Origin of the sequence: Rhodoferax sp. (assembly GCF_030653815.1) — a bacterium.
Taxonomy (GTDB): Bacteria; Pseudomonadota; Gammaproteobacteria; order Burkholderiales; family Burkholderiaceae_C; genus Rhodoferax.
In genome coordinates this window covers 204,913-227,652 of sequence record NZ_JAURYQ010000036.1, presented here as the reverse complement: position 1 = coordinate 227,652, position 22,740 = coordinate 204,913, and the positions used below count along the sequence as shown (strand labels likewise).

Here is a 22,740-nt window from a genome sequence, read left to right as displayed (position 1 = left end):
CCGACAAGTGGCGCAATTTGCTGCCGTGCCTGTATCGTGGCCAAGGTCAACACCACCCGCTGTTTAACGACTCCCTGAAAGCACCCGATGTTTCAATCTGCCGAAATTGGCCATAAGCTCGGCAAGGCCGCCTACCGTGAAGCCGTCCCCGCTTTGCGCGCCGCCCTGCTGGCGGCACAGGTTGATTTGTTCGAGCAGCACAAGACACCGGTGGTGGTGCTCATCAGCGGCCAGGACGGCGCGGGCAAGGGTGAGACCATCAATGCGCTCTATGAGTGGATGGACCCGCGTTTCATCTCGACGATGGCGTTTTCCCAGCCCAGCGACGAAGAGCGCGAGCGCCCGCCGATGTGGCGTTTTTGGCGCAGTTTGCCACCCAAGGGCCGGGTCGGCATGTTTGCCGGCTCCTGGTACTCCGACCCGATTCGCGAGCGTATCGAAGGTGCCATTTCAGTCAAGGAGCTCGATGCCCGTGCCCAGCAGATCAACCGCTTTGAGGAGATGCTGGTCAACGAAGGCGCGCTGGTGCTCAAGTTCTGGTTTCACCTGACCAAGGACGGCCAAAAACAACGCCTCAAGGCCCTTTCCAGCGACCCGCGTACCGCCTGGCGCGTCACGCAATGGAACTGGGACCGCTTGAAAACCTACGACCAGTTGCAGGACGCCGCGCGCCACTTATTGCGCATCACCAACACTGCTGCGGCGCCCTGGGTGGTGCTGGAGGCGTCTGACGACCGCTACCGCGACCTGACGGTGGGCCAGGTCTTGCTCAAAGCGATGCAAAGCAAGCTCGCGGCCACGGTGGCGCCGCGCACGCCCATGGCACCCATGGTGCGGGTCGACCTGGACGGCCGCAACGTGTTGTCCGAGCTGGACTTGGCGCTGAAGCTGGCTGACAAGCCCTACAAGGACGAGCTGGCCAAATGGCAGGGACGCCTGTCGGAGCTGGTGCGTGACGAGCGCTTCAAGCACCGCTCGCTGGTGTGCGCTTTCGAAGGCGCCGATGCCGCGGGCAAAGGCGGCGCCATCCGGCGGGTGACAGCCGCGCTGGATGCGCGCCAGTACCAGGTGACGCCGGTGGCAGCCCCCAGCGATGAAGAAAAGGCCCAACCCCACCTGTGGCGCTTTTGGCGCCACCTGCCGCGCCACGGCCATGTCGCCATTTTTGACCGCACCTGGTATGGCCGGGTGCTGGTGGCACGGGTGGAAGGCTTTTGCACCGAGGCTGACTGGCTGCGCGGCTACAGCGAAATCAACGACTTCGAGCACGAGCTGATCGAGGCCGGCGTCATCGTGGTCAAATTCTGGCTGCAGATCAGCCAGGCCGAGCAGCTCCAACGCTTCAAGGAGCGGGAACAGGTTGAGTTCAAGCGTTTCAAGATCACCCAGGAAGACTGGCGCAACCGCGAAAAATGGCACGACTACCAGCAAGCCATTTGCGACATGGTGGAGCGCACCAGCACCGGCGAGGCCCCCTGGACGCTGGTCGAGGCCAATGACAAGAATTACGCCCGGGTCAAGATTTTGCGCACCCTGTGCGAGCGTCTGGAGGCGGCCTTGCAACAGCCAACGCCATCGGACGAGGCCAGCACCGACAAACCGGCCAAGGACAAAAAAGTCAAACGGGGCAGCTCAGACGGAAAGAAATAGGTCACCAGTGCGAAAATCGGGGCATGAGCACCTCACCCGCCGAACCCGCAGACGAAAAATCCCGGACGCCAGCCGCACCGCAAGCCCGCAACCCTTTGCACGGCATCACACTGGAAGCCATGGTGACCGCCTTGAGCGCCCACTACGGCTGGTCCGGCCTGGGCGAACGTATTCCGGTGCGCTGTTTCACGCATGAGCCCAGCGTGGCGTCCAGCCTGAAGTTCCTGCGCAAAACACCCTGGGCGCGCGACAAGGTGGAAGGGCTGTACCTGTTCATGCTGCGCGAGCTGCGCCGGCAAGGCTGAACGGCAAGCAAGCGTGCCGACGACGGTCTCGTCCACCCCCTTGACTCTCGGCCATGGCAACACAGATCGCCCACATCGATCCGGCCCGTTGCACCGGCTGCGGCCGCTGCATTTCGGCGTGTGAACTGCACCTGATCGCGTTCGAGACCAAGGACTGGAAAAAGCGTTCGGTGCTGCAAGAACCTGCGCGCTGCACCGGCTGCGGCGACTGCGCCGCCAGATGCCCGGTCGACGCCATCAGACTGACTGAGATTGGCAGCCGCTGCCAGCCCTGAGGTGGCATTGGCGTGGCGCCTGAACTGTACGGGCGCGCACAGACATCTTCATGGCTCCTGAATAGTATCCGGACACATGTTGAAAAGCATGGGGTCGATGCCAGCCCATAGCTGGCCATCGCCGGTTCAACCATTCCCCCATCGAAGGAACACCATGAAATCAAAATTCGTTACCACATCGCTGTTGGCCTCTGCCCTGTTTTTGGGCCTGGGGCTGGCCCCGGTCATGGCGCAAGGCACCAGTACGCCGGCCATTGACCGCGCGCAGCAGGCCATCAGCGCCCGCATTCAGCAAGGCATGGCATCCGGTCACATCACGCCCTCCGAGGCCAGGGAGTTGCTGCGCCGTGACCGCGAGATTGACCTGCGCGAGAGCCGCTTCAAAGCCAATGGCACGACCACACCGCAAGAGCGCCAGCAGTTGCGCGTTGACGTGGATCGGCTTGGCAACGAAGTGGAACGTTTGATGATGAACAACGACTATGTTCAGCCACCGGGCAACTCCGCCAACACAACCCCCGGCATTGACAACCGTCAGCTCAACATCAGCGCACGTATTGATGAAGGCGTGCGGTCTGGTCGCCTCAACCAGCGCGAAGCGCGCAGGCTGCACAACCGCGAGCGCGCCATTGCCCGCCACGAAGCCGCCTACAAGCGCGACGGTGTCGTGACCCCGCAAGAACGCCGTCAACTGCGCGATGAACTGGCCCGCTTGAATGCCGATCTGGCGCGAATGATGCGCAACTAGCGCACTGGCCAACAGTGATCACGCGACGGCGCAGGTCACCCTTACCAGGGCAGACGTTCGCCGTTGTAGGTCACAAACGAACCCGTGTCAGCAGCGGTCAATCCGTCCAGCACCGTCAGCATTTCTTGCGCGGCGAGCAAGGCCGGGCGGCCGATCTGTTCACCCTTGAAGGGTTTGGACAGCCCGGTATAGACCGTACCCGGGTGCAGGCTGACCAGCACTGCCTTGGGCTTGCTGCGCTTGAGTTCGATGGCGGCAGTTTTCAGCAGCATGTTGAGTGCTGCCTTGGACGCCCGGTAGCTGTACCAGCCGCCCAGGCGGTTGTCTTCGATGCTGCCCACCTTGGCCGAAACAACGGCCAGCACCCCGCGCTCGCCATCGAGCAACGGGCTGAAGTGGCGCAGCACCAGCGCCGGACCGAAGGTGTTGGCGCGAAAGGTGACTTCGAGCTGCGCGTAACTCAGGTCGGCCAGCTTTTTCTCGGGCATGAAGTCGGCGTTGTGCAACAGGCCGGCGGCGTTGATGATCAGGTGAAATTTGCCACCGGTCGTCAGCGCTTGTGCAGCGTCCGCCACGCTGGACTCGTCGTCAAAGTCAATGCGGGGCCTGGAGCGGCGGTGCACGCCAAGCACCTCAGCGCAGCGCGGGTTGGCTTGCAGCAGCTGCACAAAGGCCTGGCCAAGGCCCCCACTGGCGCCGATGACCAAGGCGCGGAAACCTTCAGGGAATGAATTCATGGGCTCAAGTCTGTCACAGATTTCGGCGTTTGATGGACACGCCGCCGTATCCCGTGTGCTGCGCTGGTCTTTGCCACTTTCTTATCATGCGGCATGAACACGACACCCACCACACCAAAATCCAAATCCACCCAGCGCGCCTTCTGGCTGGCAATGGCACTCATCGTAATCCTGATCGGCTGGTGGGTGCTGGCCACGCCGCGCCAGGCACCAGAGCCTGCAGGTGCGGCGGCTACCGCCCCCTTGCCAGCGGGTAGCGAGGTGGCGGTGTTTGCCGGAGGTTGCTTCTGGTGCACCGAGGCCGACTTCGACAAGGTGCCGGGCGTGCTGGCCACCACCTCGGGCTACACCGGCGGCAAGACGGCCAAGCCGACATATGCCGAGGTTTCCAGCCACACCACGGGCCATGCCGAGGCGGTCCAGGTGATTTTCGACCCGAGCCAGGTAAGCTACCGGCAACTGGTGGACTACTTCTGGCGCACCATTGACCCGACGGTCAAGGACCGCCAGTTTTGCGACATTGGCACGCCCTACCGGACGGTGATTTTTGCCACCAGTGCCGAGCAGCTCCAGACAGCCCAGGCGTCCTTGGCCGAGCTGGAAAAAACCAAACCCTTTCCCGAGCCCATCGTCACGCAATTGCGGATGGCCGATGACTTTTACCCGGCCGAAGCCGAGCACCAGAACTACCACCAGGTCAACCCGAAACGCTACGACTTTTACCGCGCGGGTTGCGGCCGCGACGCCCGCCTGGTGCAACTGTGGGGGGCACTGGCCAAGCCCTGACCCCCCACCCTGGCGCTTCAGGTTTCCTTGGAAATCTTGATGCTGGGAAACTTGCTGGAAAAGTCCTTGTTCTTGGCGGCAATGGCCAAGGCCACCTTGCGCGCCACGGCTTTGTAAAGCCCGGCCACCTCGCTGTCGGGATCCGACACCACGGTGGGCTTGCCGCTGTCGGCCTGCAGACGAATCTGCATGTCGAGTGGCAAGGCGCCCAGGTAGTCCATGCCGTATTCCGTGGCCATTTTCTTGCCGCCGTCGGCGCCAAAAATATGCTCAATATGGCCGCAGTTGCTGCACACGTGCACCGCCATGTTTTCCACGATGCCCAGAATCGGCACGCCCACTTTCTCGAACATCTTGATGCCCTTCTTGGCATCGAGCAAGGCGATGTCCTGCGGCGTGGTGACGATCACCGAGCCGGTCATGGGCACACGCTGGCTCAAGGTGAGCTGGATGTCACCGGTGCCTGGCGGCATGTCGACGATAAGGTAATCCAGGTCTTTCCAGTTGGTCTGGCGCAGCAACTGCTCCAGCGCCTGGGTGGCCATGGGGCCGCGCCAGATCATGGCCTCGTCCTGCGCCACCAAAAAACCGATCGACATGACCTGCACGCCATAGTTTTCCATGGGTTCCATGGTCTGGCCGTCGTCACTTTCGGGTCGCCCCTCGATGCCCATCATCATCGGCACGCTGGGGCCGTAGATGTCGGCGTCCAGAATGCCCACATTGGCGCCCTCGGCCGCCAGCGCCAGCGCCAGGTTGACCGCCGTGGTGCTCTTGCCCACGCCGCCCTTGCCCGAGGCCACAGCGACGATGTTTTTCACCTTGGGCAGCAAGGCCACGCCGCGCTGCACGGCATGCGCCGTGATGTTGGTGACGATGTTGACCGACACATTGGCCACGCCCGCCACGCTTTTGGCGGCGGCAATCAGTTCCTTGCGAAAGCCCGGAATCTGGCTCCTGGCGGGGTAACCCAGCGTGACATCAAAGGCCACGTCGCCGTCGGTCACGGTCAAATTCTTGACGGCTTTGCTCGACACAAAATCACGTCCGGTGTTGGGATCGATCACGCCCTTGAGGGCCTCCAGCACGGTCTGCTCAACTACTGCCATTTGGTTCTCCTATTGAGGCTCTAGTCTAGCGAAGATAAGCTTGACCTTATTGAACTCGGCAAATCGGGGTTTACCCACCCCCGGGTTCCCCCTAGGCCACGGGTTGACACGTCGGCCTTGACCCCTGCGGATAATCAAACCATGCCCCATGACCCCTTCGCTCCCTCGGAATCTCCCCTCGCCCCCCCTGCCACCACCGCCCTGATGCTCACCGGCGGCGGCGCCCGCGCAGCCTACCAGGTGGGCGTGCTCGAAGCCATCGCGGACCTGCGGCGTGACTGCGGTGCCATGAACGATGGCAACCCGTTCCCCATCATCGGCGGCACCTCGTCCGGCGCGCTCAATGCCTCAGCATTGGCCTGCGGTTGTGATGATTTTGATAACACGGTGCGCAAGCTGGTGGCCATCTGGCGCGATTTTCATGCCCAGGATGTGTACCGCGCCGACTCGGTCAGCATGCTGCGCAGCGGTGCCAGCTGGATGACGCTGCTGTCCATGGGCTGGCTGATTGCCAAGTGGCGCCGGCTCAAGCCCAAGTCACTGCTCGACAACACGCCGCTGGCCGAACTGCTCAAGCAATGGGTGCCGCTGGAGCGCCTGCCCTGGCTCATCCGCAAAGGCCACCTGCGGGCGCTGGCGGTCACGGCGTCGAGCTACAGCTCGGGCGAACACATCACCTTTTTCCAGGGTGAGCGCCAACTCATCCCCTGGGCGCGCTCGCACCGCCGCGGCCTGCGCGACAAAATCACCCACCAGCACCTGCTGGCCTCAAGCGCGATCCCGTTCATCTTTCCCGCGATGGCGCTGCCCATTGAAGGGCAGACCGCCTTTTTTGGTGATGGTTCCATGCGCCAGACGGCACCTATCGCACCCGCCATCCATCTGGGCGCCGAGCGCATTTGCGTGATTGGTGCCGGCCTGATGCACGAGCCGCGAACGCAGCCCACCGTCGTGGCCGAGGCGTTGTACCCGACGCTGGCACAAATTGCCGGTCATGCGCTGTCCAACATCTTTCTCGATGCCCTGGCCGTCGATGTGGAACGCATTCGCCGCGTCAACCAGACCCTGAGCCTGGTGCCGCCCGAACTGCGCAGCGCCAGCACCCTGCGGCCGGTGAACCTGCTGCTGATTTCGCCGTCCCAGCGGCTCGACCACATTGCCGCGCGCCATGTGGATGAGCTACCCAGGGCGGTGCGCAGCCTGCTGGGTGGCGTGGGCGTGTCGTCGCATGCGGCCGACATCAAGGGCGCTGCGCTGGCCAGCTACCTGTTGTTCGAGCCCGGCTACACCCGGGAACTGATGGCGCTGGGTTACGCCGATGCCCAGCGCCAACGGGTCGAGATTTGCCAATTTTTCAACTGGACAGACCCCGGTTCAGCGTCCGGGGCGGCGCCGGCGGGGCTGCCAACCGAGCCGGACCGCCGCAGTGACCCGCTGCGCCTGCCCTGAGTAAAATCACGCTCTTGTCCTGAAAGCCCATTCCATGCCCCGCCAACTCTTCGTCACCACTGCCCTGCCCTACGCCAATGGCAATTTCCACATTGGCCACATCATGGAGTACATCCAGGCCGACATCTGGGTGCGGCACCAGCGCATGCTGGGCAATGCGGTCGATTTTGTCTGTGCCGACGACACCCACGGCGCACCGATCATGATTGCCGCCGAAAAAGCCGGCCTCACACCACAGCAGTTTGTCGCCAACATTGCCGCCGGTCGCAAGCCCTACCTGGACGGTTTTCACATCGGCTTTGACAACTGGCACAGCACCGATGCCCCGGAAAACCACGAACTGGCACAGCAGATTTACCGCGACCTGCGCGACAACCCTGGCGGCTCGCTGATCGAATCCCGCACCATCGAGCAGTTTTTTGACCCGGACAAGGGCATGTTCCTGCCGGACCGCTTCATCAAGGGCGAGTGCCCCAGGTGCCACGCCAAGGACCAGTACGGCGACAACTGCGAAAACTGCGGCGCGGTTTACGCGCCCACCGACCTGATCAAGCCCTACTCGGCGCTGTCAGGAGCCAAGCCCGAACTGCGCAACTCGGTGCACTTCTTCTTCAAGCTGTCCGACCCGCGCTGCGTAGAATTTTTGCAACGCTGGACGCAGGACGGCAAACTGCAACCCGAGGTGGCCAACAAGATCAAGGAATGGTTCACCGTGCGCACCAACCCGGACGGGTCAACCAGCGAAGGTCTGGGCGACTGGGACATCAGCCGTGATGCACCCTACTTCGGCATCGAGATCCCGGACGCACCGGGCAAGTATTTTTACGTCTGGCTGGACGCCCCCATCGGCTACCTGGCCTCGCTGAAAAACCTGCTGGGCCAGCGCGGCCAGGACTATGACGCCTACATGGCCAACCCGGGTTTGGAGCAGTACCACTTCATCGGCAAGGACATCGTCACCTTTCACACCCTGTTCTTCCCGGCCTGTCTGCATTTCAGCGGCCGCAAGACGCCCGACAACATTTTTGTGCACGGTTTCCTGACGGTGAACAACGGCGAAAAAATGAGCAAGAGCCGCGGCACCGGCCTGGACCCGCTCAAGTACCTGAGCTTAGGCATGAACCCCGAGTGGCTGCGCTACTACCTGGCGGCCAAATTGAGCGCACGCAACGAAGACATCGACTTCAATGCCGACGACTTCATGGCCCGTGTCAACAGCGACCTGATCGGCAAGTACATCAACATCGCGTCGCGTGCGGCCGGCTTCATCACCAAGCGCTTTGAAGGCAAGCTGGGCGAGGTCACCGAAGACGGTGCGGCACTTTTGCACCAGCTGCGCAGTGAAGTGAGCACCATTGAAGCGTTGTACGAAGCCCGCGAGTACGCCAAGGCGCTGCGCGAAACCATGCAGCTGGCCGACAAGGTCAACGCCTATGTGGACGCCAACAAGCCCTGGGACCTGGCCAAAAAACCCGACCAGGAAGCCCGTCTGCAGGACGTCTGCACCGTCTGCATCAAGGCCTTCCGCATCCTGACCTGCTACCTCAAACCCGTGCTGCCCGCACTGGCCAAACAAGTAGAGGCGTTCCTGAACATCGAACCGCTCAACTACGCCAACATTGTCCAACCCATGCCAGCCGGCCATGTGATTGGGACTTACCAGCACCTGATGCAGCGTGTTGACATCAAGCAGCTCGAAGCCTTGTTCGAAGCGCCTGAACCAGTGGCTGCGCCTGAAGTCGCACTGCCGGGTGGTGAGGCCATGGCGCCCACCATCGGTATTGACGACTTTGCCAAGATCGACCTTCGCATTGCCAAAATTGTCGACTGCCAGGCGGTTGCGGGCTCCTCCAAACTGCTGCAACTCACGCTGGATGTCGGCGAGCTCGATGAGGCCGGCCAACCCCGGCTGCGCAATGTCTTTTCAGGCATTGCCAGCAACTACCAGCCGGCGCAACTGCTCGGCAAACTCACTGTGATGGTGGCCAATCTGGCGCCGCGCAAGATGAAGTTTGGCGTCAGTGAAGGCATGGTGCTGGCCGCCAGCCACGCCGACGAAAAAGCCCAGCCCGGCATCTATGTGCTGGAGCCCTTCCCGGGCGCCCAGCCGGGCATGCGGGTGCATTGAGCCAAGGGACAGCATGATCCCCCTGCTGCGCGGCTGGACGGCGGTGCAACGCACCGCCCAGAGCAACCTGCACCTGGGCGTCACGCTGTGTTTTGTGGCGGGAGCCACCAATGCCGGCGGCTTTCTGGCGGTGGGGCAATACACCTCGCACATGACCGGCATGTTGTCCTCCGTGGCCGACAACCTGGTCACCGGCCAGGCCTATCTGGCACTGGCTGCGCTCGTGTCGCTGCTGGCCTTCCTGGGCGGCGCCATGACCAGCGCCTGGATGGTCAACTGGGGACTGCGCCGTAATCTGCAAAGCGCTTACGGCCGCCCCTTGCTGCTGGAATCGGCGCTGCTGCTGTTGTTCGGCCTGTTTGGTTCCGGCATCAGCTTTTTCGGCGTGCTTTTTGTGCCCCTGACGGTGCTGGTGCTGTGCTTCATCATGGGCTTGCAAAACGCTGTCATCACCAAAATATCCCACGCCGAGATCCGCACCACCCACGTCACCGGTCTGGTCACCGACCTGGGCATTGAGCTGGGAAAATTGCTCTACATCAACCGCCTGAACCGCGACACCCTGGTGCGCGCCAACCGCCAGAAATTGAGCCTGCTGGCCAAGCTGATCAGCAGCTTTTTCATTGGCGGCCTGGTCGGCGCCATTGGCTTCAAGCACATTGGCTACATCGCCACCGTGCCCCTGTCCGTGCTCTTGCTGTTGCTGGTCTGGCACCCGGTGTTGAACGACGCCAAAAACTGGATCGACCCGCACCGGCCTTAGCCCGGACGCAGTCCATCAGGCAGCGCAGGTTGCGCTTGCATTGATCGGCGCCAACCCTTGGTTGCTCAGCTAACTTACGGTGTGTGCCGGCGTGGCGTTCACTTCATGGGCAGTCCCCACACGCGCCAGCCACGCATTTAATTCCTCGAACACCAGCGTCCTTGTTTCCGGTTTTGACAGCATCAGGTCGTGCACGCCGTCGGCCACGGCCCGCAGCTCAACCTGACGGCCCAAGCCCGGTGACAGGCGTTGAATGTCAGTCACATCCAACACGATGTCCGTCACCATGGCCTCATCGCTCCAGCGCTTGAGCCAGGCACTTCGCCCAGCATGCATCACCAGCACAGGGCAATCGATGGCCAGCCCGCGCGCCACTTCTGCTTGTGCGCGGTGAATGGCGCGAAACCAGCCGGCATAGACCGGAAAGCCTTGAATTGGTTTCCACCGGGTGTTGAAGCGCCAGACGCCATGCTGGTCCGCATGCAAGCTTTCGCCGTAAAGGCACGCCTGGTGCGGGATCTGCCAGCGCGGAAACAGGGCACCCAGCCCGGCCACCAGGGGCTCCAGTAGCGATTCCTGCCAGGCCAGCAGGTTCATGTCCAGGAACGGGCTGTTCAGGAACAGGGCATTCACTGCTGCGCGGTGTTGCCCACGGTGGGCATACAGGGCAGCCACCAGACCTCCGGTGGAATGACCGTTGAGCAGCAACCAGTCCACGCGTTCCTCCCTTTGCATCAAGTTGACTGCAGCATCGACATCCTGCAGATACTCATCCATGTCACGGGTGTAATTGGGCAGTTGGTGCTCACGCAGCGACCGGCCATGGCGCCGGAGATCAATGGCATAGAAGTTCAGTCCTGCAGCGTTGTAGAAATCTGCCAAGTGGGTCTGAAAAAAGTAGTCCACATAGCCGTGAACATAGAGCACCGCTTTGCTTGAAACTTGCGCACAGCGCCTGCGCACCAGCACCACGTCGACCGCGCCCTCAGGCGCAGACAGTCCCGCCAGGGTGATCTGCTCAAAACCGGGGAGCACATCCGCTTGCCAGGACGTCATTTGCAGAATGGACATCACAGTTCAACCCTGATGGGCCATGGCGTGACTGCGCCCTGTGCCTGGCGCAGACCGGATGGGCAAGCAGAAAAAACGTCCAGCTGTGGGCTGTACAAGTTGGTTTTCACCTGGGTCAGGGTCAACATCGAGCTGAACAGGTTGTCGTGCGTGATCGGCTGCGTGGCCCGGCCAAGCCAGCACGTTCGGTCCCACCCCAGGTGGGTCAGCATGGATTGAGAAAACCATGCGGCCATGGGCACATTGGTTTGCTCCCTGGGCGCCATGGCGTAGGGCATGCCATGCAGGTACAAGCCTTTTTCGCCCAGTGATTCGCCATGGTCAGAGACATACACCAGCGCCGTCGGGCGTTTTTGAGCTTTGAGCCACGCCACGGTCTGGCCCAGAAAGTGGTCGGTGTAACGCAACGAGTTGTCATAGGCATTGACAATCTCCTGACCAGAACAGTCCTGCAGCACATTGCTGCGGCACTCCGGCATGAACACCTTGAAGTCAGTGGGGGTGCGTTTGTAGTAGGCGGGTCCGTGGCTGCCCATCTGGTGCATCACCACCACCGTGCCGCGCGCACGCCGAACCGTATCCAGCTGGCGCAGACGATCGGGCAGCACGCGCAACATTTCTTCGTCAAAGCATTCGCCATCGGGGCAGAGTTCCGGGTCCTTGAGTTCACGGGTTTCGGTGTGGGGCACCCGATCACACACGCCCTTGCAGCCCGACTGGTTGTCCAGCCACAACACCGCCAGGCCGGCGCGTTGCACCACATCCAGCAAATTCTCGAACTGCGCGTCGGTTTTTCCATAGCCCTCGCGCCCCAGGCCCGAGAACATGCAGGGTACCGACACCTGGGTGTTGGTGCCGCAGGACGAAACATTGGAAAAGTACACCAGCTCGCCACGGTTCTGCAATTGCTTCAGGCGCGGCGTGCTGTCACGGGCATAGCCTGAGAGACCCATGTTGGCGGCCCGCGCCGTTTCGCCCACCACCAGCACGATCAAGGGCGACCTGTTCACATCAATGACGCGGCCCAGCAGGGTGGCATCCTCACCCATCGGCTGCACGGCCTGGCTGGCGTGCGCTGTCTGGCCCACCACCAAACGCGTGGTGGCGTAGACCGTGTTGAACGGGTTGACCATGTAGCGCAAGGACTTGTGGTTGCGCATGGTGGAGGCCAGGTTCTCAAACGACAGCCACACCATCACCAGCATGAGCAAGGTGGCCAGCACAGCCAGGCCGATTTGCTTGAGCACCAGCGCCCGGGCCGGAACCTGCTGAACCGGTTGCTGCCACCACCACCAACCCGGTAGCACCACCCCCAGCAGGAAGACCGGCAGCATGGACCACGACAACAGGTCGCGCACCTCCCGTGCATCGGTCTGCACCGCATTGGCCAGCATGCTGGGATCGATGACCACGCCGTAGCTGGCCATGAAGTAGCTGTTGCCTGCGGCGACCGCCAGCAGCACCAGACCGGCCAGTTTGCGCCAGCGGGGCCAGATCACCAGACTCAGGAATGCCACCGTCGCAACCAACACCATCAAGCCCAAGCCAGCGATGCCAAGCCAGCCACCGGGGTGGTTCGATTCGGGCAAGTCAAGCATGGTGAACCACAGCGGCGCATTGCCAACCGTGCTCAACCATAGGGCCAAAACCAGTGACATGAAAAGCGGGTGGAGCGGACGGCGAGAAGTCAGCGAGAGGGTCATCAGGAAGTGCCGGTAAAAGGTGAAGACGCGATTATTCAAACCCAGTGTTAACGCAGCGTTAACTCACCGCTACCCATAATCCAATCACCAGATCAAGGCAAAGCCGCCCCCACACTCCAGCCACCTTTCACGCCCATGTACCAGTCAGTTGACCCGCCCACCCTTTCCGATTGGGCTTGTTCCCGGCGCACCGCCCTCATCACCGGGTCATGCCTGACGGGTCTGTTGATCTGGGATGCCTCCGGGCTGGACCTCGCGGTGATGCATGGGTTGGCCAATGAACAGGGCTTTGCCTTGCGCGACAACTGGTGGCTGGCGGACCTGCTTCACACCGGCGGCCGGCAGTTGGCTGGCGTGGTGTTTCTGGCGCTGATGGTCATGATCGGGTGGCCCGTCGGCTGGTTTCGCACGCTGCCCCGCTGGCAGCGCATCGAGATCGTGGTCGGCATCGCCCTGTGCCTGCTGACCATCAGCAGCCTGAAGCATTTCAGTGAGACCAGTTGCCCCTGGGACTTGCAGGCATTTGGCGGCAAGGCGAACTATGTGTCGCATTGGACTTGGGTCACGCGCGATGGCGGTGCCGGGCATTGCTTTCCGGCGGGCCACGCGTCCTCGGCCCTGGCGTTCATCGCACTTGCCTTGCCGTGGCTATTTTCAGGCAACGCAAGACTGCACCGCAGAGGACAGTGGCTGTTGTTGCTGGTGCTTTTTTCAGGGCTGGTGTTGGGATTGGCGCAAACCCTGCGTGGTGCGCACTACCCCAGCCACAGCTTGTGGACCGCCTGGATTTGCTGGATCGTCGCACTCGTCAACCACCTTGTGTTCAACTGGCTTGGCAAACATTGAAAGGACTCTGCACATGAACCTCGAACAGTGGGTACATCAATTTGGCAGTGACGCTGCCGCATTCACCTTGAGTTGTAGTGTTGTCGCGCTGTATTACCTGTGGCTGCGCAGCAAGGTGAAGGAAAACCCCACCTATACGATTCATGGTGTCAATCAGCTAGCCCGGTCACTGTGGGTTGCCAACGTGATGGGCAATTCCTCAAAAGACATCATGGCAGTGCAGACTTTGCGCAATTTCATCATGGGGGCGAGCTTGATGGCCTCGACCGCAACCCTGTTGATCATTGGCACACTCACGCTGTCTGGACAGGCCGAGTCGATTTCAAAAAACTGGCATATCCTGAATATCGGAGGCACGCATGCGGCGGAACTCTGGATCATCAAGGTACTTTTCCTCTTGGTGGACTTCATTGTTGCGTTCTTTGCTTTTGTGATGTCCGTGCGCCTGGTCAATCAGGTGGTGTTCATGATCAATGCACCCGGGGCGGCGGCCCACCACAACCTGGCGCCGACTGCGGTAGCCAACCGCTTGAACAGGGCAGGCAACCTGTTTGCCACTGGCACACGCGCTTTTTTCTTCGCGGTACCGCTTGTTTTTTGGCTATTCGGGCCCGTCTTCCTTGTGCTCGCCACGCTCGGTCTGGTCGTGACGCTGGTGCAACTTGATCGCAGTGAGCCGGAATAGTTGTCTTCAATGGCTCATCAGGCGCGACCGAGATCCAACAGACTTGGATTCAAGCTGCGACTCAATCCCCTGCCGGCACGCGCCGGCGCACCGCCTTCAAAATGCCTCGCAGAATTTCGAGCGGCGCGGGCGGACAGCCGGGAATGACCTCGTCGACCGGGATCACGTTGGCCACGCGGCCGCAGGTGGCGTAGCTCTCGCCAAAGATGCCGCCGTCACAGGCGCAGTCGCCAACCGCCACCACCAGTTTCGGCTCGGGGGTGGCGTCATACGTTCGTTTGAGTGCAGTTTCCATGTTGCGTGACACCGGGCCGGTCACCAGCAGCATGTCGGCGTGGCGCGGGCTGGCGACAAACTTGATGCCCAGGCCTTGCAGGTTGTAATAGGGATTGCCCAGCGCGTTGATTTCAAGTTCGCAGCCATTGCATGAGCCCGCATCGACCTCGCGGATGGTCAGCGCCTGGCCCAGAATGTCGAGCAGTTCCTGCTGGATGCGGGCCGCCTGCGCGGCATCAATGGCGCCAATGTCGGGCGCGGCTTCGGTGCAAATACCGGTTTTGGCGATCTGCCTGACCACTTTCCAGATCATAAATCCTGCCCTGAATAACTGAGGTTGAACGACTTGTTGATGAGCGGAAAGTCGGGCACGATGTTGCCCATGATGGCGTGCTCCAGCACCGGCCAGTTCTGCGTTGAGGGGTCGTGCAAATGGCAGCGCAGGATGCGCTGCTGTTGCCCGGCACCACCGAGTTCCAGCGCCACAAACAACTCGCCGCGCCAGCCTTCCACCCAGCCCGCGCCGCGCGTGGGCTGCTGCGGCAGAAGCACCGGGCAGCGCAGGTCGCCAATGGGCATCTCGACCAGAAGGCGCCGGATCAGGCGCAGGGATTCAAAAATCTCGTCAAAACGCACCGCCACCCGCGCCGCCACATCGCCATTGTGCTGGGTGGCCATGACCACCGCCATGTCACCGTAGGGTAGCCAGGGCTGGTCACAGCGCAGGTCCCAGCTTTGGCTGCTGGCGCGCCCGGCCAGCCCCGTCAGGCCCAGCTGCGCGGCCAGCTCGGGCAGCACGCGCCCGGTGGTCATGAAGCGGTCTTGCAGACCGGCGTGGGCCTCGTAAATGGTGTGCAGGGTGCGCACCTCTTTTTCCACCGCATCGCATTGCTGCAACAGCAGCTCGCGCGGGCCCAAGTCAATGTCGCTGCGCACGCCGCCAGGCACGATGCAGTCCATCATCAGGCGATGGCCAAACACCGTGTTGGCGGCACGCAGCCAGTCTTCGCGCAGGCGCGAGAACTGGGCCAGGCCAAAGGAAAAGGCAGCGTCGTTGCCCAGCGCACCCAGGTCACACAGATGGTTGGCAACACGCTCGCGCTCCAGCATCAGCGCACGCAGCCAGGCAGCGCGCTCGGGTACCGTGGTCTGTGTGGCCGATTCCAGCGCCATGCAATAGGCCCAGGCGTAGGCCACGGTGCTGTCACCCGAGACACGGCCGGCCAGCCGGTAGGCGTCCAGTGGCGCCAGTTGGGTCATGCGGAGTTCGGTGCCCTTGTGGGTGTAGCCCAGGCGCTGCTCCAGGCGCAGCACTTTTTCACCGACCACCGAAAAGCGGAAATGGCCGGGCTCGATGATGCCGGCATGCACCGGGCCCACCGGGATTTCATGCACGCCATCGCCGTCTACATGCACAAACGGGTAGTCGACGAGTTCACCAGCCGCCAGCAGCGGCAAGGTGTCCGGGTCCTGTTGCAAGGGGAAATGGTCAACCGGCCAGGCACCGTGGTTGAGCCAGGCGCGCGTGTCCTGGGCACCCAGCGCAACCACGCCCGACAGGTCGGCCGCAGCCCGCTGCATGCGCGCCGCACAGGGAAACACGGTGGCCAGATCAGGGTAGACCCAGCGCCCGTCCTGCTGCGTCAAGGGCAGCGACAGCCAGAACGCACCTTCGCGCGTGGCGTAAGCCGCACACAGGGTGGCCTCCGGGCTCATGGGGCCAGCCCATAGCGCCAACAAGCGTCCGCCCGCGTCGCGCACGGCGCTGGCAGCCATTTGCCACTGCGCAAAGCTCACCCGCGCATGCCAGACCGGCACCGGCGCAGGCAGGGCGACAAACTCAAGCGCGAGTCCGGGGATCTGCATGCGCCTAACCTCCCAGCATGCTGGCCGCTTGCACGTACCAGCCGTTCAGATAAGGGGGAATGTACAAGCCCAGCACCAGCGCCAGCGCCAGGTGCACAAACACCGGAATCAGCGCCGGCGGATGCGCCAGTGGCTTCAGGGTGGAGTCGCCAAACACCATGGGCAGCACGCGGATCAACATCGAGGCAAAGGCCACGCCAAGCGCCAGAAACAAAAACGGTGCAGCCCAGGGTTGCTCGCGCATGGCGGTGGTCAGAATCAGGAATTCACTGGCAAAGACGCCAAACGGCGGCATGCCCAGAATCGCCATGACACCCAGCATCAGGCCCCAGCCCACGGTCGGGTTGACCTTGATCAGGCCGCGGATCTCGCTCATCAACTGGGTACCGGCTTTCTGTGTGGCATGGCCCACCGTGAAGAAGATGGCAGACTTGACCAGCGAGTGCACCGTCATGTGCAAGAGCCCGGCAAAGTTGGCCACCGGCCCGCCCATGCCGAAGGCAAAAGTGATCAGGCCCATGTGCTCGATGCTCGAATAAGAAAACATGCGCTTGACGTCTTTTTGCCGCGACAAAAAGAACGCCGCCACTGTCACCGACAACAAGCCAAAACCCATCATCAACTGGCCCGCCATGTTGCTATCAAGCGCGCCGTCGGCGAGCACCTTGCAGCGCAGCACCGCGTACATGGCGACATTGAGCAGCAGCCCCGACAACACCGCCGACACCGGCGTCGGGCCCTCGGCATGGGCGTCGGGCAGCCAGCTGTGCAGCGGCACCAGGCCGATCTTGGTACCGTAGCCAATCAGCAGGAACACAAAGGCCAGTGACACGATGGTCGGGTCGAGCTGGCCCTTGATGTCGTTGAGACCGGTCCAGAGCAGCGTGGCGTGCTCGGGGCCGAGCACCTTTTCAGCGGCCATGTACATCAGGATGGTGCCGAACAGCGCCTGCGCAATGCCAACGCCGCACAAAATGAAATACTTCCAGGCGGCCTCCAGGCTGGCGGTGGTGCGGTACACGCTGACCAGCAGCACAGTGGTCAACGTGGCGGCTTCCATGGCGACCCAAATGATGCCAAGGTTGTTGGTGGTGAAGCCCAGCAGCATGGTGAAGCTGAACAGCTGGTACATGCTGTGGTACAGGCGCATGCGCGGCGGCGTCATCTTGCCGTGGTCCTGCTCGATGCGCATGTAGGGTCGTGAAAAAATGGCGGTAGTCAGGCCGACAAAGGCCGTCAGCGTGACCAGGAACACATTGAGCGGGTCAATGTAGAACTGCTGGCCCAGCACAAACTGCGGGCCGTCGTCCATCACCTGCGCCGTGAGCACGCAGGCGGCCAGGAACGTCAGCAGGCTGAAGCCCACGTTAAGGTCGCGCGCATAGGCGCGGTGGCCGGTCAGGGCCAGCACCAGCCCCCCCAGCAGCGGAAGTCCCAGAACAAAAAACAAAACGTGCATGCTCAGTCTTCCTTGAGCTTTTCAAGGTGTTGAATGTCCAGCGTGTCAAATTTCTCGCGAATCTGAAACATGAACACCCCCAGAATCAGCACGCCCACCAGCACGTCGAGCGCAATGCCGATTTCAACGATCATGGGCATGCCATTGGTGACCGCCGTCGCCGCAAAAATCAGGCCGTTTTCCATCGATAAAAAACCGATCACCTGGGGCACCGCCTTGGAGCGGGTGATCAGCATCAAAAAAGACAACATCACGCACGACAGCGCGATGCCGAGCGAGCCGCCGGCGAGCGAACTGGACAAGCGCGAGACCGGCAGCGCCAGGCTGAAGGAAAAAATCACCAGCGCAATGCCCACCAGCATGGTGGTGGGCACGTTGAGCAGGGTCTCGATGTCCCAGCGCACGTTGAGCTTGCGGATCATCCGGTGCAGCATCCAGGGAATGAAAATCACCTTGAGCACCAGCGTGATCCCGCCCGACACATACAGGTCGGGTTGCTTGGTGACGTAACCCAGTAAAAACGAGGTGATCACCAGCGCCACACCCTGCATCATGAACAGGTTGATCAGCGAGACGATGCGCCGTTGCGAGATCATGGCAAACGACAACAGCAGGATCAGGGTGGCAAACAGGTTGATCAGCTGGGGGGCAAATTTGATCATCCGACCCCCAGCAAGACATTGACCAGCAGCCCAATCACCGCCACCAGAAAAGCCGTGCCCAGAAATTCGGGCACGCGGAAGATGCGCATCTTGGCACTCAGGGTTTCAATCAGCGCCAGCACCACGCCACCCACCGCCAGCTTGACCATCAGGAAGGGCAAGGCCAGCAACAGCACCATGGGCGAGTTGGCGTCGGCCACTCCCCACGGGAAAAACAGCGCCAGCCCGATGCAGGAGTAGGCAAACAGTTTCAGGCTGGCGGCCCACTCCAGCAAGGCCAGGTGACGCGCGGAATACTCCAGGATCATGGCCTCATGGATCATGGTGAGTTCCAGGTGGGTGTCGGGGTTGTCCACCGGCACCCGCGCGTTTTCGGCCAGCGACACCAGGGTGAAGGCCACCCCCGCCAGCAACAGGCTGGGGTAAATGGCCAGTTCCCGGTGCGCGAGCGTTTCGACCATGGTGGTGAGCGAGGTAGAGCGCGTGATCATGGAGGCACAAAACAGCACCATCAGCAGGGCCGGCTCGGCCAGGAACCCGACCAGCATTTCACGCCGCGCGCCCAAGCTGCCAAAGGCGGTGCCGACGTCCATGGCCGCCAGTGAAATGAAGACCCGCGCCAGCGCAAACAAACCCACCAGCGCAATCGCATCGGCCGCCGGCGACAGCGGCAGGTCGGTGGACAGCGTGGGCACAATGGCGCAGGCCAGCGCCATGCAGCTGAAAATCAGGTAGGGCGCCGTGCGGTACAGGGGCGATGCATGCTCGGCCATCACCGATTCCTTGTTGAACAACTTGTGCAAGGTGCGGTAGGGTTGCAGCAAGCCAGGGGCCGACTTGTTTTGCAACCACGCGCGGCACTGGTTGACCCAGCCCGTGAGCAGGGGCGCCAGCAGCAGCGCTGTCACGAGCGCCAGCAATTGCGAAAAAACGCCGATCCAGCTCATCGCTTCACCACCAGCAGCACCACGATCAGCGTGACAAAGCTGTACATCAGGTAGACCGAAATGCGGCCCTGCTGCAACAAGCCAACCAGTTTGGAAATCCGCTCAACCAGCCTGGCAATGGGCAAATACAAGCCATGCCACAGCGGGTCTTCCAGCGTGACTTTGTAGCTCGGTTGCGCATCGAAGGCGCTCGGGAGTTGCCGCTTGATGCGAAAGAAGGGCTCGAAAATCTGCCGGATCGGTTGCCCAAAACCTTCGGCGGTGTCCTGCATGCGCGGGGTTTGCCACGGGTAGCCGCAGTCCCAGGGCGGCACCCGGCGCAGGCGCCCATGGTAGAGCTTGCGCACCAGCAAAAAAGCCAGGCCAAAACTGGCCAGCACGCCGAGCAAAAAGATGGCCGGCGCGTAGCTGGCGCGTTCCACCGCCACCGGTACCAGCAACCAGCCGCTGTCGGCCACGGTGTGCGCCAGGCCCGCACCGACCAGCAACTGGGTGGCCGGGTCGATCAGGGCAATGACCTGGTTGGGGAACAAGCCCAGCACCACACAGCCCAGCACCAGCCACAGCATGCCCAGACGTTCCCAGCGGCCGGCATCGTGCGCTTTTGAGAGGCTTTCCTCGCGCGGCTGGCCCAGGAAAATCACGCCAAAGTACTTCACCATGGTGTAACCCGACAAAGCCGCGATGAGGGCAATCAGCGCGGCCATCACCGGCACCAGCATGTCGAGAAAAGAACTGGGCAAGCCCGTGGTGAACAGGAAACTTTGCAGCAACAGCCATTCGGCGACAAAGCCGCCAAACGGCGGCAAACCGGCACAGGCCAGCACGCCGATCAGGGTGGGCCAGGCGACCCAGGGCATGTAACGCATCAGCCCGCCCAATTTGCCCAGGCTGCGCTCGCCGGTGGCGTGCATCACCGCGCCAGTGCTGCAAAACAGCAGGCTCTTGAAGAAGGCGTGGGCCAGCATGTGGTACAGCGAAGCGGTCAGTGCCAGCGCCGACAAGGCCTTCATGTCATAGGCCAGGAACAACAGCGACAAACCCAAACCAGCACACATCAGGCCGATGTTTTCAATGCTTGAGTAGGCCAGCAAACGCTTCATCTCCACCTGTACGGTCGAGAACACCACGCCAAACAGCGCGGTGACCAGGCCCAGCCCCATCAGCAACACGCCCCACCACCAGATCTGCTCCTGCAGCAAATCAAACGCCACGCGAAGAATGCCGTACAGGGCGATCTTGAGCATGACCCCACTCATCAAGGCTGAGAACGGCGACGGCGCCGCCGGGTGCGCTTCAGGCAGCCAGACATGCAGCGGCAACAGGCCCGCCTTGGCGCCAAAGCCAAACACCGCCAGACAGAAGGCCACCGAACCCCAGAAAGGCGTGAGGTGCTGCGCGCGCATGTTGGCAAAGGTGTAGTCGCCGGTGTTGGCCTGCAGCAAACCAAAGGACAGCAAAATGCCCAAGGCGCCGATGTGTGCGACCAGCATGTAGAGGTAGCCGGCACTGCGGATTTCAGGCAGGCGGTGGTTGGCCAGCACCAAAAAGAACGACGAGAACGCCATGGTTTCCCAAGCCACCATGAAAACGTAAGCGTCGTCAGCCAGCACCACCAGGGCAATGCTGGCCAGAAACACGTGGTATTCGAGGCAGATCAAGCCCGGCGGCGTGCCCTCGCCCTGGCGAAAGTAGCCCGCCGCAAAGGCTGACACACCGGCCGAGACGCCGCCGATCAACATCAGGAAGAAGGCGGACAGGCTGTCCAGTCGCAAATGAAATGGCAGTTGCGGCAGGCCGAGCGGCAAAATGGCGGTTTCCGCGTCGGCAAACACCGCGCTTAAAGCCACGGCCAGCAGCAGCAGGGAAAACAGCGCACCCAGCGGAAACAGCACAATGGCCACCAACCTGAAGCGACGCAGCGCCAGCACGCCGAGCACCCCGATCAACAACCAAGCCAGCACCACGACCAAGACCCAGTCCAGATGGACCCAGGTCGCGGGATGGAGTGATGAGGTCATGGGCCGGGTCGCGTGTCGGTGGAAGTATGGAGTCGGATATTACACCGGTCTTAAATTGATTAAGCTGATGACGCCAGCGCGCACCGTTAGAATCCCGTCAAGAGGTTATTCCCATGCACATTTTTTACCGCCCCCTGTACCAATCCGATGCCACCCAGTTCATCGACGAGCTCAAGGCCAAAGACCCTGAGGTTGAAGCGCGCCAGCGCGAAGGCCGTGAGTTGCTGTGGGACAAACCGGTGAACCGCGAGGCTTGGTCCGAGTACCGTGCCGCGCAGGTCGCGCAGAAACCTTACGTCTACCTGACCGAAGGCAAGCCGTAGGCTATTGCCCGCAGCCCTTTCAGCAAGGGCAGGCAGCTATCTCTCAAATAGCATTTCAGAGTCTCCATGGTTGATACAGCCGAGCTGATTGCTGGCGACAGCATGGCATTGGCCGACGTGCCCATGGTGGTGGATCAGGTGGCCGTGGCGCGGCTCTATGGCGAGCCACTGTTTGCCATGCCGCAGGACTTGTACATCCCGCCCGACGCGCTGGAAGTCTTTCTTGAGGCTTTCGAAGGCCCGCTGGACTTGCTGCTGTACCTGATTCGCAAACAAAACTTCAACATTCTGGACATTCCCATGGCGGGCCTGACGCGTCAGTACCTGAGCTATGTGGACGAAATCCGGCATCGCAACCTGGAGCTGGCCGCCGAATATCTGCTGATGGCCGCCATGCTCATCGAGATCAAGTCGCGCATGTTGCTGCCGCCCAGGCACGTCGCCGACGGCGCGGACGCCGAAGACCCGCGCGCCGAACTGGTGCGCCGCCTGCTGGAGTACGAGCAGATGAAACTGGCGGCAGCCCGGCTCAACGCCCTGCCCCAGTTGGGACGCGATTTTCTGCGCGCCCAGGTTTATATCGAGCAGTCCCTGACACCGCGCTTTCCTGACGTGGCCTTGAGCGACCTGCAGGAGGCCTGGCAGGCTATTTTGAAACGCGCCACGCTGGTGCAGCACCACCGCATCACGCGCGAAGAACTCTCGGTGCGCGAGCACATGAGCATGGTGCTGAAAAAATTGCAAGGCCGGCGCTTTGTCGAATTTGAATCTTTGTTCAATCCGGAAAAAGGTGTTCCAGTGCTGGTGGTCACGTTCATAGCACTGCTCGAACTGGCCAAGGAAACCTTGATCGACATCACCCAGGCCGAAGCCTTTGCACCCATTTATGTGCGGCTGGCCTACACCCCCTCTTAAACCCCACCGGGATTCC

At 61.8% G+C, this 22,740-nt stretch carries 22 protein-coding genes; 12 read left to right on the top strand and 10 right to left on the bottom strand.

Translation table 11 applies throughout. From position 1 onward, the window contains the following. The first annotated feature begins 87 nt into the window (after window positions 1-87). From pap to Q7U49_RS12735, 4 genes are all read left to right on the top strand, one after another. On the top strand, window positions 88-1,650 hold the full coding sequence (gene pap, locus Q7U49_RS12750; RefSeq protein WP_304764639.1) for a polyphosphate:AMP phosphotransferase: 1,563 nt from the start codon (window positions 88-90) through the stop codon (window positions 1,648-1,650). Window positions 1,651-1,673: 23 nt separating this feature from the next. Further along, entirely contained in the window at window positions 1,674-1,955 is a 282-nt protein-coding gene (locus tag Q7U49_RS12745; protein WP_304764638.1) for a VF530 family protein, read from the top strand. Window positions 1,956-2,008: 53 nt separating this feature from the next. Next, window positions 2,009-2,230, top strand: a complete 222-nt coding sequence (locus tag Q7U49_RS12740; protein WP_304764637.1) for a 4Fe-4S binding protein — start codon at window positions 2,009-2,011, stop codon at window positions 2,228-2,230. A 154-nt stretch (window positions 2,231-2,384) separates the two neighbouring features. After that, entirely contained in the window at window positions 2,385-2,978 is a 594-nt protein-coding gene (locus tag Q7U49_RS12735; protein ID WP_304764636.1) for a hypothetical protein, read from the top strand. A gap of 41 nt (window positions 2,979-3,019) precedes the next feature. Here Q7U49_RS12735 and Q7U49_RS12730 read toward each other — a convergent pair whose 3' ends face one another. Then, window positions 3,020-3,715, bottom strand: a complete 696-nt coding sequence (locus Q7U49_RS12730) for an SDR family NAD(P)-dependent oxidoreductase (RefSeq protein ID WP_304764635.1) — start codon at window positions 3,713-3,715, stop codon at window positions 3,020-3,022. Window positions 3,716-3,808: 93 nt separating this feature from the next. On the opposite strand from Q7U49_RS12730, the gene msrA reads away from it, so the two are divergent. Next, window positions 3,809-4,501, top strand: coding sequence for a peptide-methionine (S)-S-oxide reductase MsrA (gene msrA / locus Q7U49_RS12725; RefSeq protein WP_304764634.1), 693 nt, complete (start codon window positions 3,809-3,811; stop codon window positions 4,499-4,501). Between the two features lie 17 nt (window positions 4,502-4,518). On the opposite strand, the gene apbC is transcribed toward msrA, so the two are convergent. After that, complete coding sequence (apbC, locus tag Q7U49_RS12720) at window positions 4,519-5,610, bottom strand: iron-sulfur cluster carrier protein ApbC (RefSeq protein ID WP_304764633.1); 1,092 nt, start codon at window positions 5,608-5,610, stop codon at window positions 4,519-4,521. A 141-nt stretch (window positions 5,611-5,751) separates the two neighbouring features. On the opposite strand from apbC, the gene Q7U49_RS12715 reads away from it, so the two are divergent. Genes Q7U49_RS12715 through Q7U49_RS12705 form a run of 3 tightly spaced genes read left to right on the top strand, consistent with a single transcriptional unit; the run spans window position 5,752 to window position 9,950 of the window. Continuing rightward, window positions 5,752-7,059: a patatin-like phospholipase family protein gene (locus tag Q7U49_RS12715; protein ID WP_304764632.1), complete on the top strand. Its 1,308-nt coding sequence runs from the start codon at window positions 5,752-5,754 to the stop codon at window positions 7,057-7,059. A gap of 34 nt (window positions 7,060-7,093) precedes the next feature. After that, complete coding sequence (gene metG / locus Q7U49_RS12710) at window positions 7,094-9,187, top strand: methionine--tRNA ligase (RefSeq protein ID WP_304764631.1); 2,094 nt, start codon at window positions 7,094-7,096, stop codon at window positions 9,185-9,187. Window positions 9,188-9,200: 13 nt separating this feature from the next. Continuing rightward, window positions 9,201-9,950 carry a YoaK family protein gene (locus Q7U49_RS12705; protein WP_304764630.1) on the top strand — a complete coding sequence of 250 codons (750 nt, stop codon included), beginning with the start codon at window positions 9,201-9,203 and terminating at the stop codon, window positions 9,948-9,950. Window positions 9,951-10,019: 69 nt separating this feature from the next. On the opposite strand, the gene Q7U49_RS12700 is transcribed toward Q7U49_RS12705, so the two are convergent. Both Q7U49_RS12700 and Q7U49_RS12695 read right to left on the bottom strand, forming a co-directional pair. Then, window positions 10,020-11,021, bottom strand: coding sequence for an alpha/beta hydrolase (locus Q7U49_RS12700; RefSeq protein WP_304764629.1), 1,002 nt, complete (start codon window positions 11,019-11,021; stop codon window positions 10,020-10,022). Continuing rightward, window positions 11,021-12,679 (bottom strand): phosphoethanolamine transferase, encoded by a 1,659-nt coding sequence (locus Q7U49_RS12695; RefSeq protein WP_304764628.1) that lies wholly within the window; start codon window positions 12,677-12,679, stop codon window positions 11,021-11,023. Before Q7U49_RS12695 ends, Q7U49_RS12700 begins: the two co-directional genes overlap by 1 nt. A gap of 180 nt (window positions 12,680-12,859) precedes the next feature. Between Q7U49_RS12695 and Q7U49_RS12690 the strand changes: the two genes are divergently transcribed. Both Q7U49_RS12690 and Q7U49_RS12685 read left to right on the top strand, forming a co-directional pair. Next, a complete protein-coding gene (locus tag Q7U49_RS12690) occupies window positions 12,860-13,570 on the top strand; it encodes a phosphatase PAP2 family protein (RefSeq protein ID WP_304764627.1) in 711 nt (236 codons plus the stop codon). Between the two features lie 13 nt (window positions 13,571-13,583). Further along, window positions 13,584-14,255: a DUF599 domain-containing protein gene (locus Q7U49_RS12685; protein ID WP_304764626.1), complete on the top strand. Its 672-nt coding sequence runs from the start codon at window positions 13,584-13,586 to the stop codon at window positions 14,253-14,255. A 61-nt stretch (window positions 14,256-14,316) separates the two neighbouring features. Here the strand turns inward: Q7U49_RS12685 and Q7U49_RS12680 are convergent, their stop codons facing one another. Genes Q7U49_RS12680 through hyfB form a run of 6 tightly spaced genes read right to left on the bottom strand, consistent with a single transcriptional unit; the run spans window position 14,317 to window position 21,486 of the window. Continuing rightward, complete coding sequence (locus Q7U49_RS12680; RefSeq protein ID WP_370654003.1) at window positions 14,317-14,844, bottom strand: NADH-quinone oxidoreductase subunit B family protein; 528 nt, start codon at window positions 14,842-14,844, stop codon at window positions 14,317-14,319. Next, a complete protein-coding gene (locus Q7U49_RS12675; protein ID WP_304764625.1) occupies window positions 14,841-16,397 on the bottom strand; it encodes an NADH-quinone oxidoreductase subunit C in 1,557 nt (518 codons plus the stop codon). Before Q7U49_RS12675 ends, Q7U49_RS12680 begins: the two co-directional genes overlap by 4 nt. A gap of 4 nt (window positions 16,398-16,401) precedes the next feature. Further along, entirely contained in the window at window positions 16,402-17,856 is a 1,455-nt protein-coding gene (locus Q7U49_RS12670; protein WP_304764624.1) for a hydrogenase 4 subunit F, read from the bottom strand. A 2-nt stretch (window positions 17,857-17,858) separates the two neighbouring features. After that, window positions 17,859-18,518 carry a formate hydrogenlyase gene (locus tag Q7U49_RS12665; protein ID WP_304764623.1) on the bottom strand — a complete coding sequence of 220 codons (660 nt, stop codon included), beginning with the start codon at window positions 18,516-18,518 and terminating at the stop codon, window positions 17,859-17,861. Then, complete coding sequence (locus Q7U49_RS12660) at window positions 18,515-19,465, bottom strand: respiratory chain complex I subunit 1 family protein (RefSeq protein ID WP_304764622.1); 951 nt, start codon at window positions 19,463-19,465, stop codon at window positions 18,515-18,517. The genes Q7U49_RS12665 and Q7U49_RS12660 overlap by 4 nt, the downstream gene beginning before the upstream one ends. Beyond that, window positions 19,462-21,486, bottom strand: a complete 2,025-nt coding sequence (gene hyfB / locus Q7U49_RS12655; protein WP_304764621.1) for a hydrogenase 4 subunit B — start codon at window positions 21,484-21,486, stop codon at window positions 19,462-19,464. Before hyfB ends, Q7U49_RS12660 begins: the two co-directional genes overlap by 4 nt. A gap of 113 nt (window positions 21,487-21,599) precedes the next feature. Between hyfB and Q7U49_RS12650 the strand changes: the two genes are divergently transcribed. Together Q7U49_RS12650 and Q7U49_RS12645 are read left to right on the top strand one after the other, a co-directional pair. Beyond that, window positions 21,600-21,809, top strand: a complete 210-nt coding sequence (locus Q7U49_RS12650; protein ID WP_304764620.1) for a DUF3460 family protein — start codon at window positions 21,600-21,602, stop codon at window positions 21,807-21,809. A gap of 66 nt (window positions 21,810-21,875) precedes the next feature. Then, a complete protein-coding gene (locus Q7U49_RS12645; protein WP_304764619.1) occupies window positions 21,876-22,724 on the top strand; it encodes a ScpA family protein in 849 nt (282 codons plus the stop codon). Window positions 22,725-22,740: the final 16 nt, after the last annotated feature.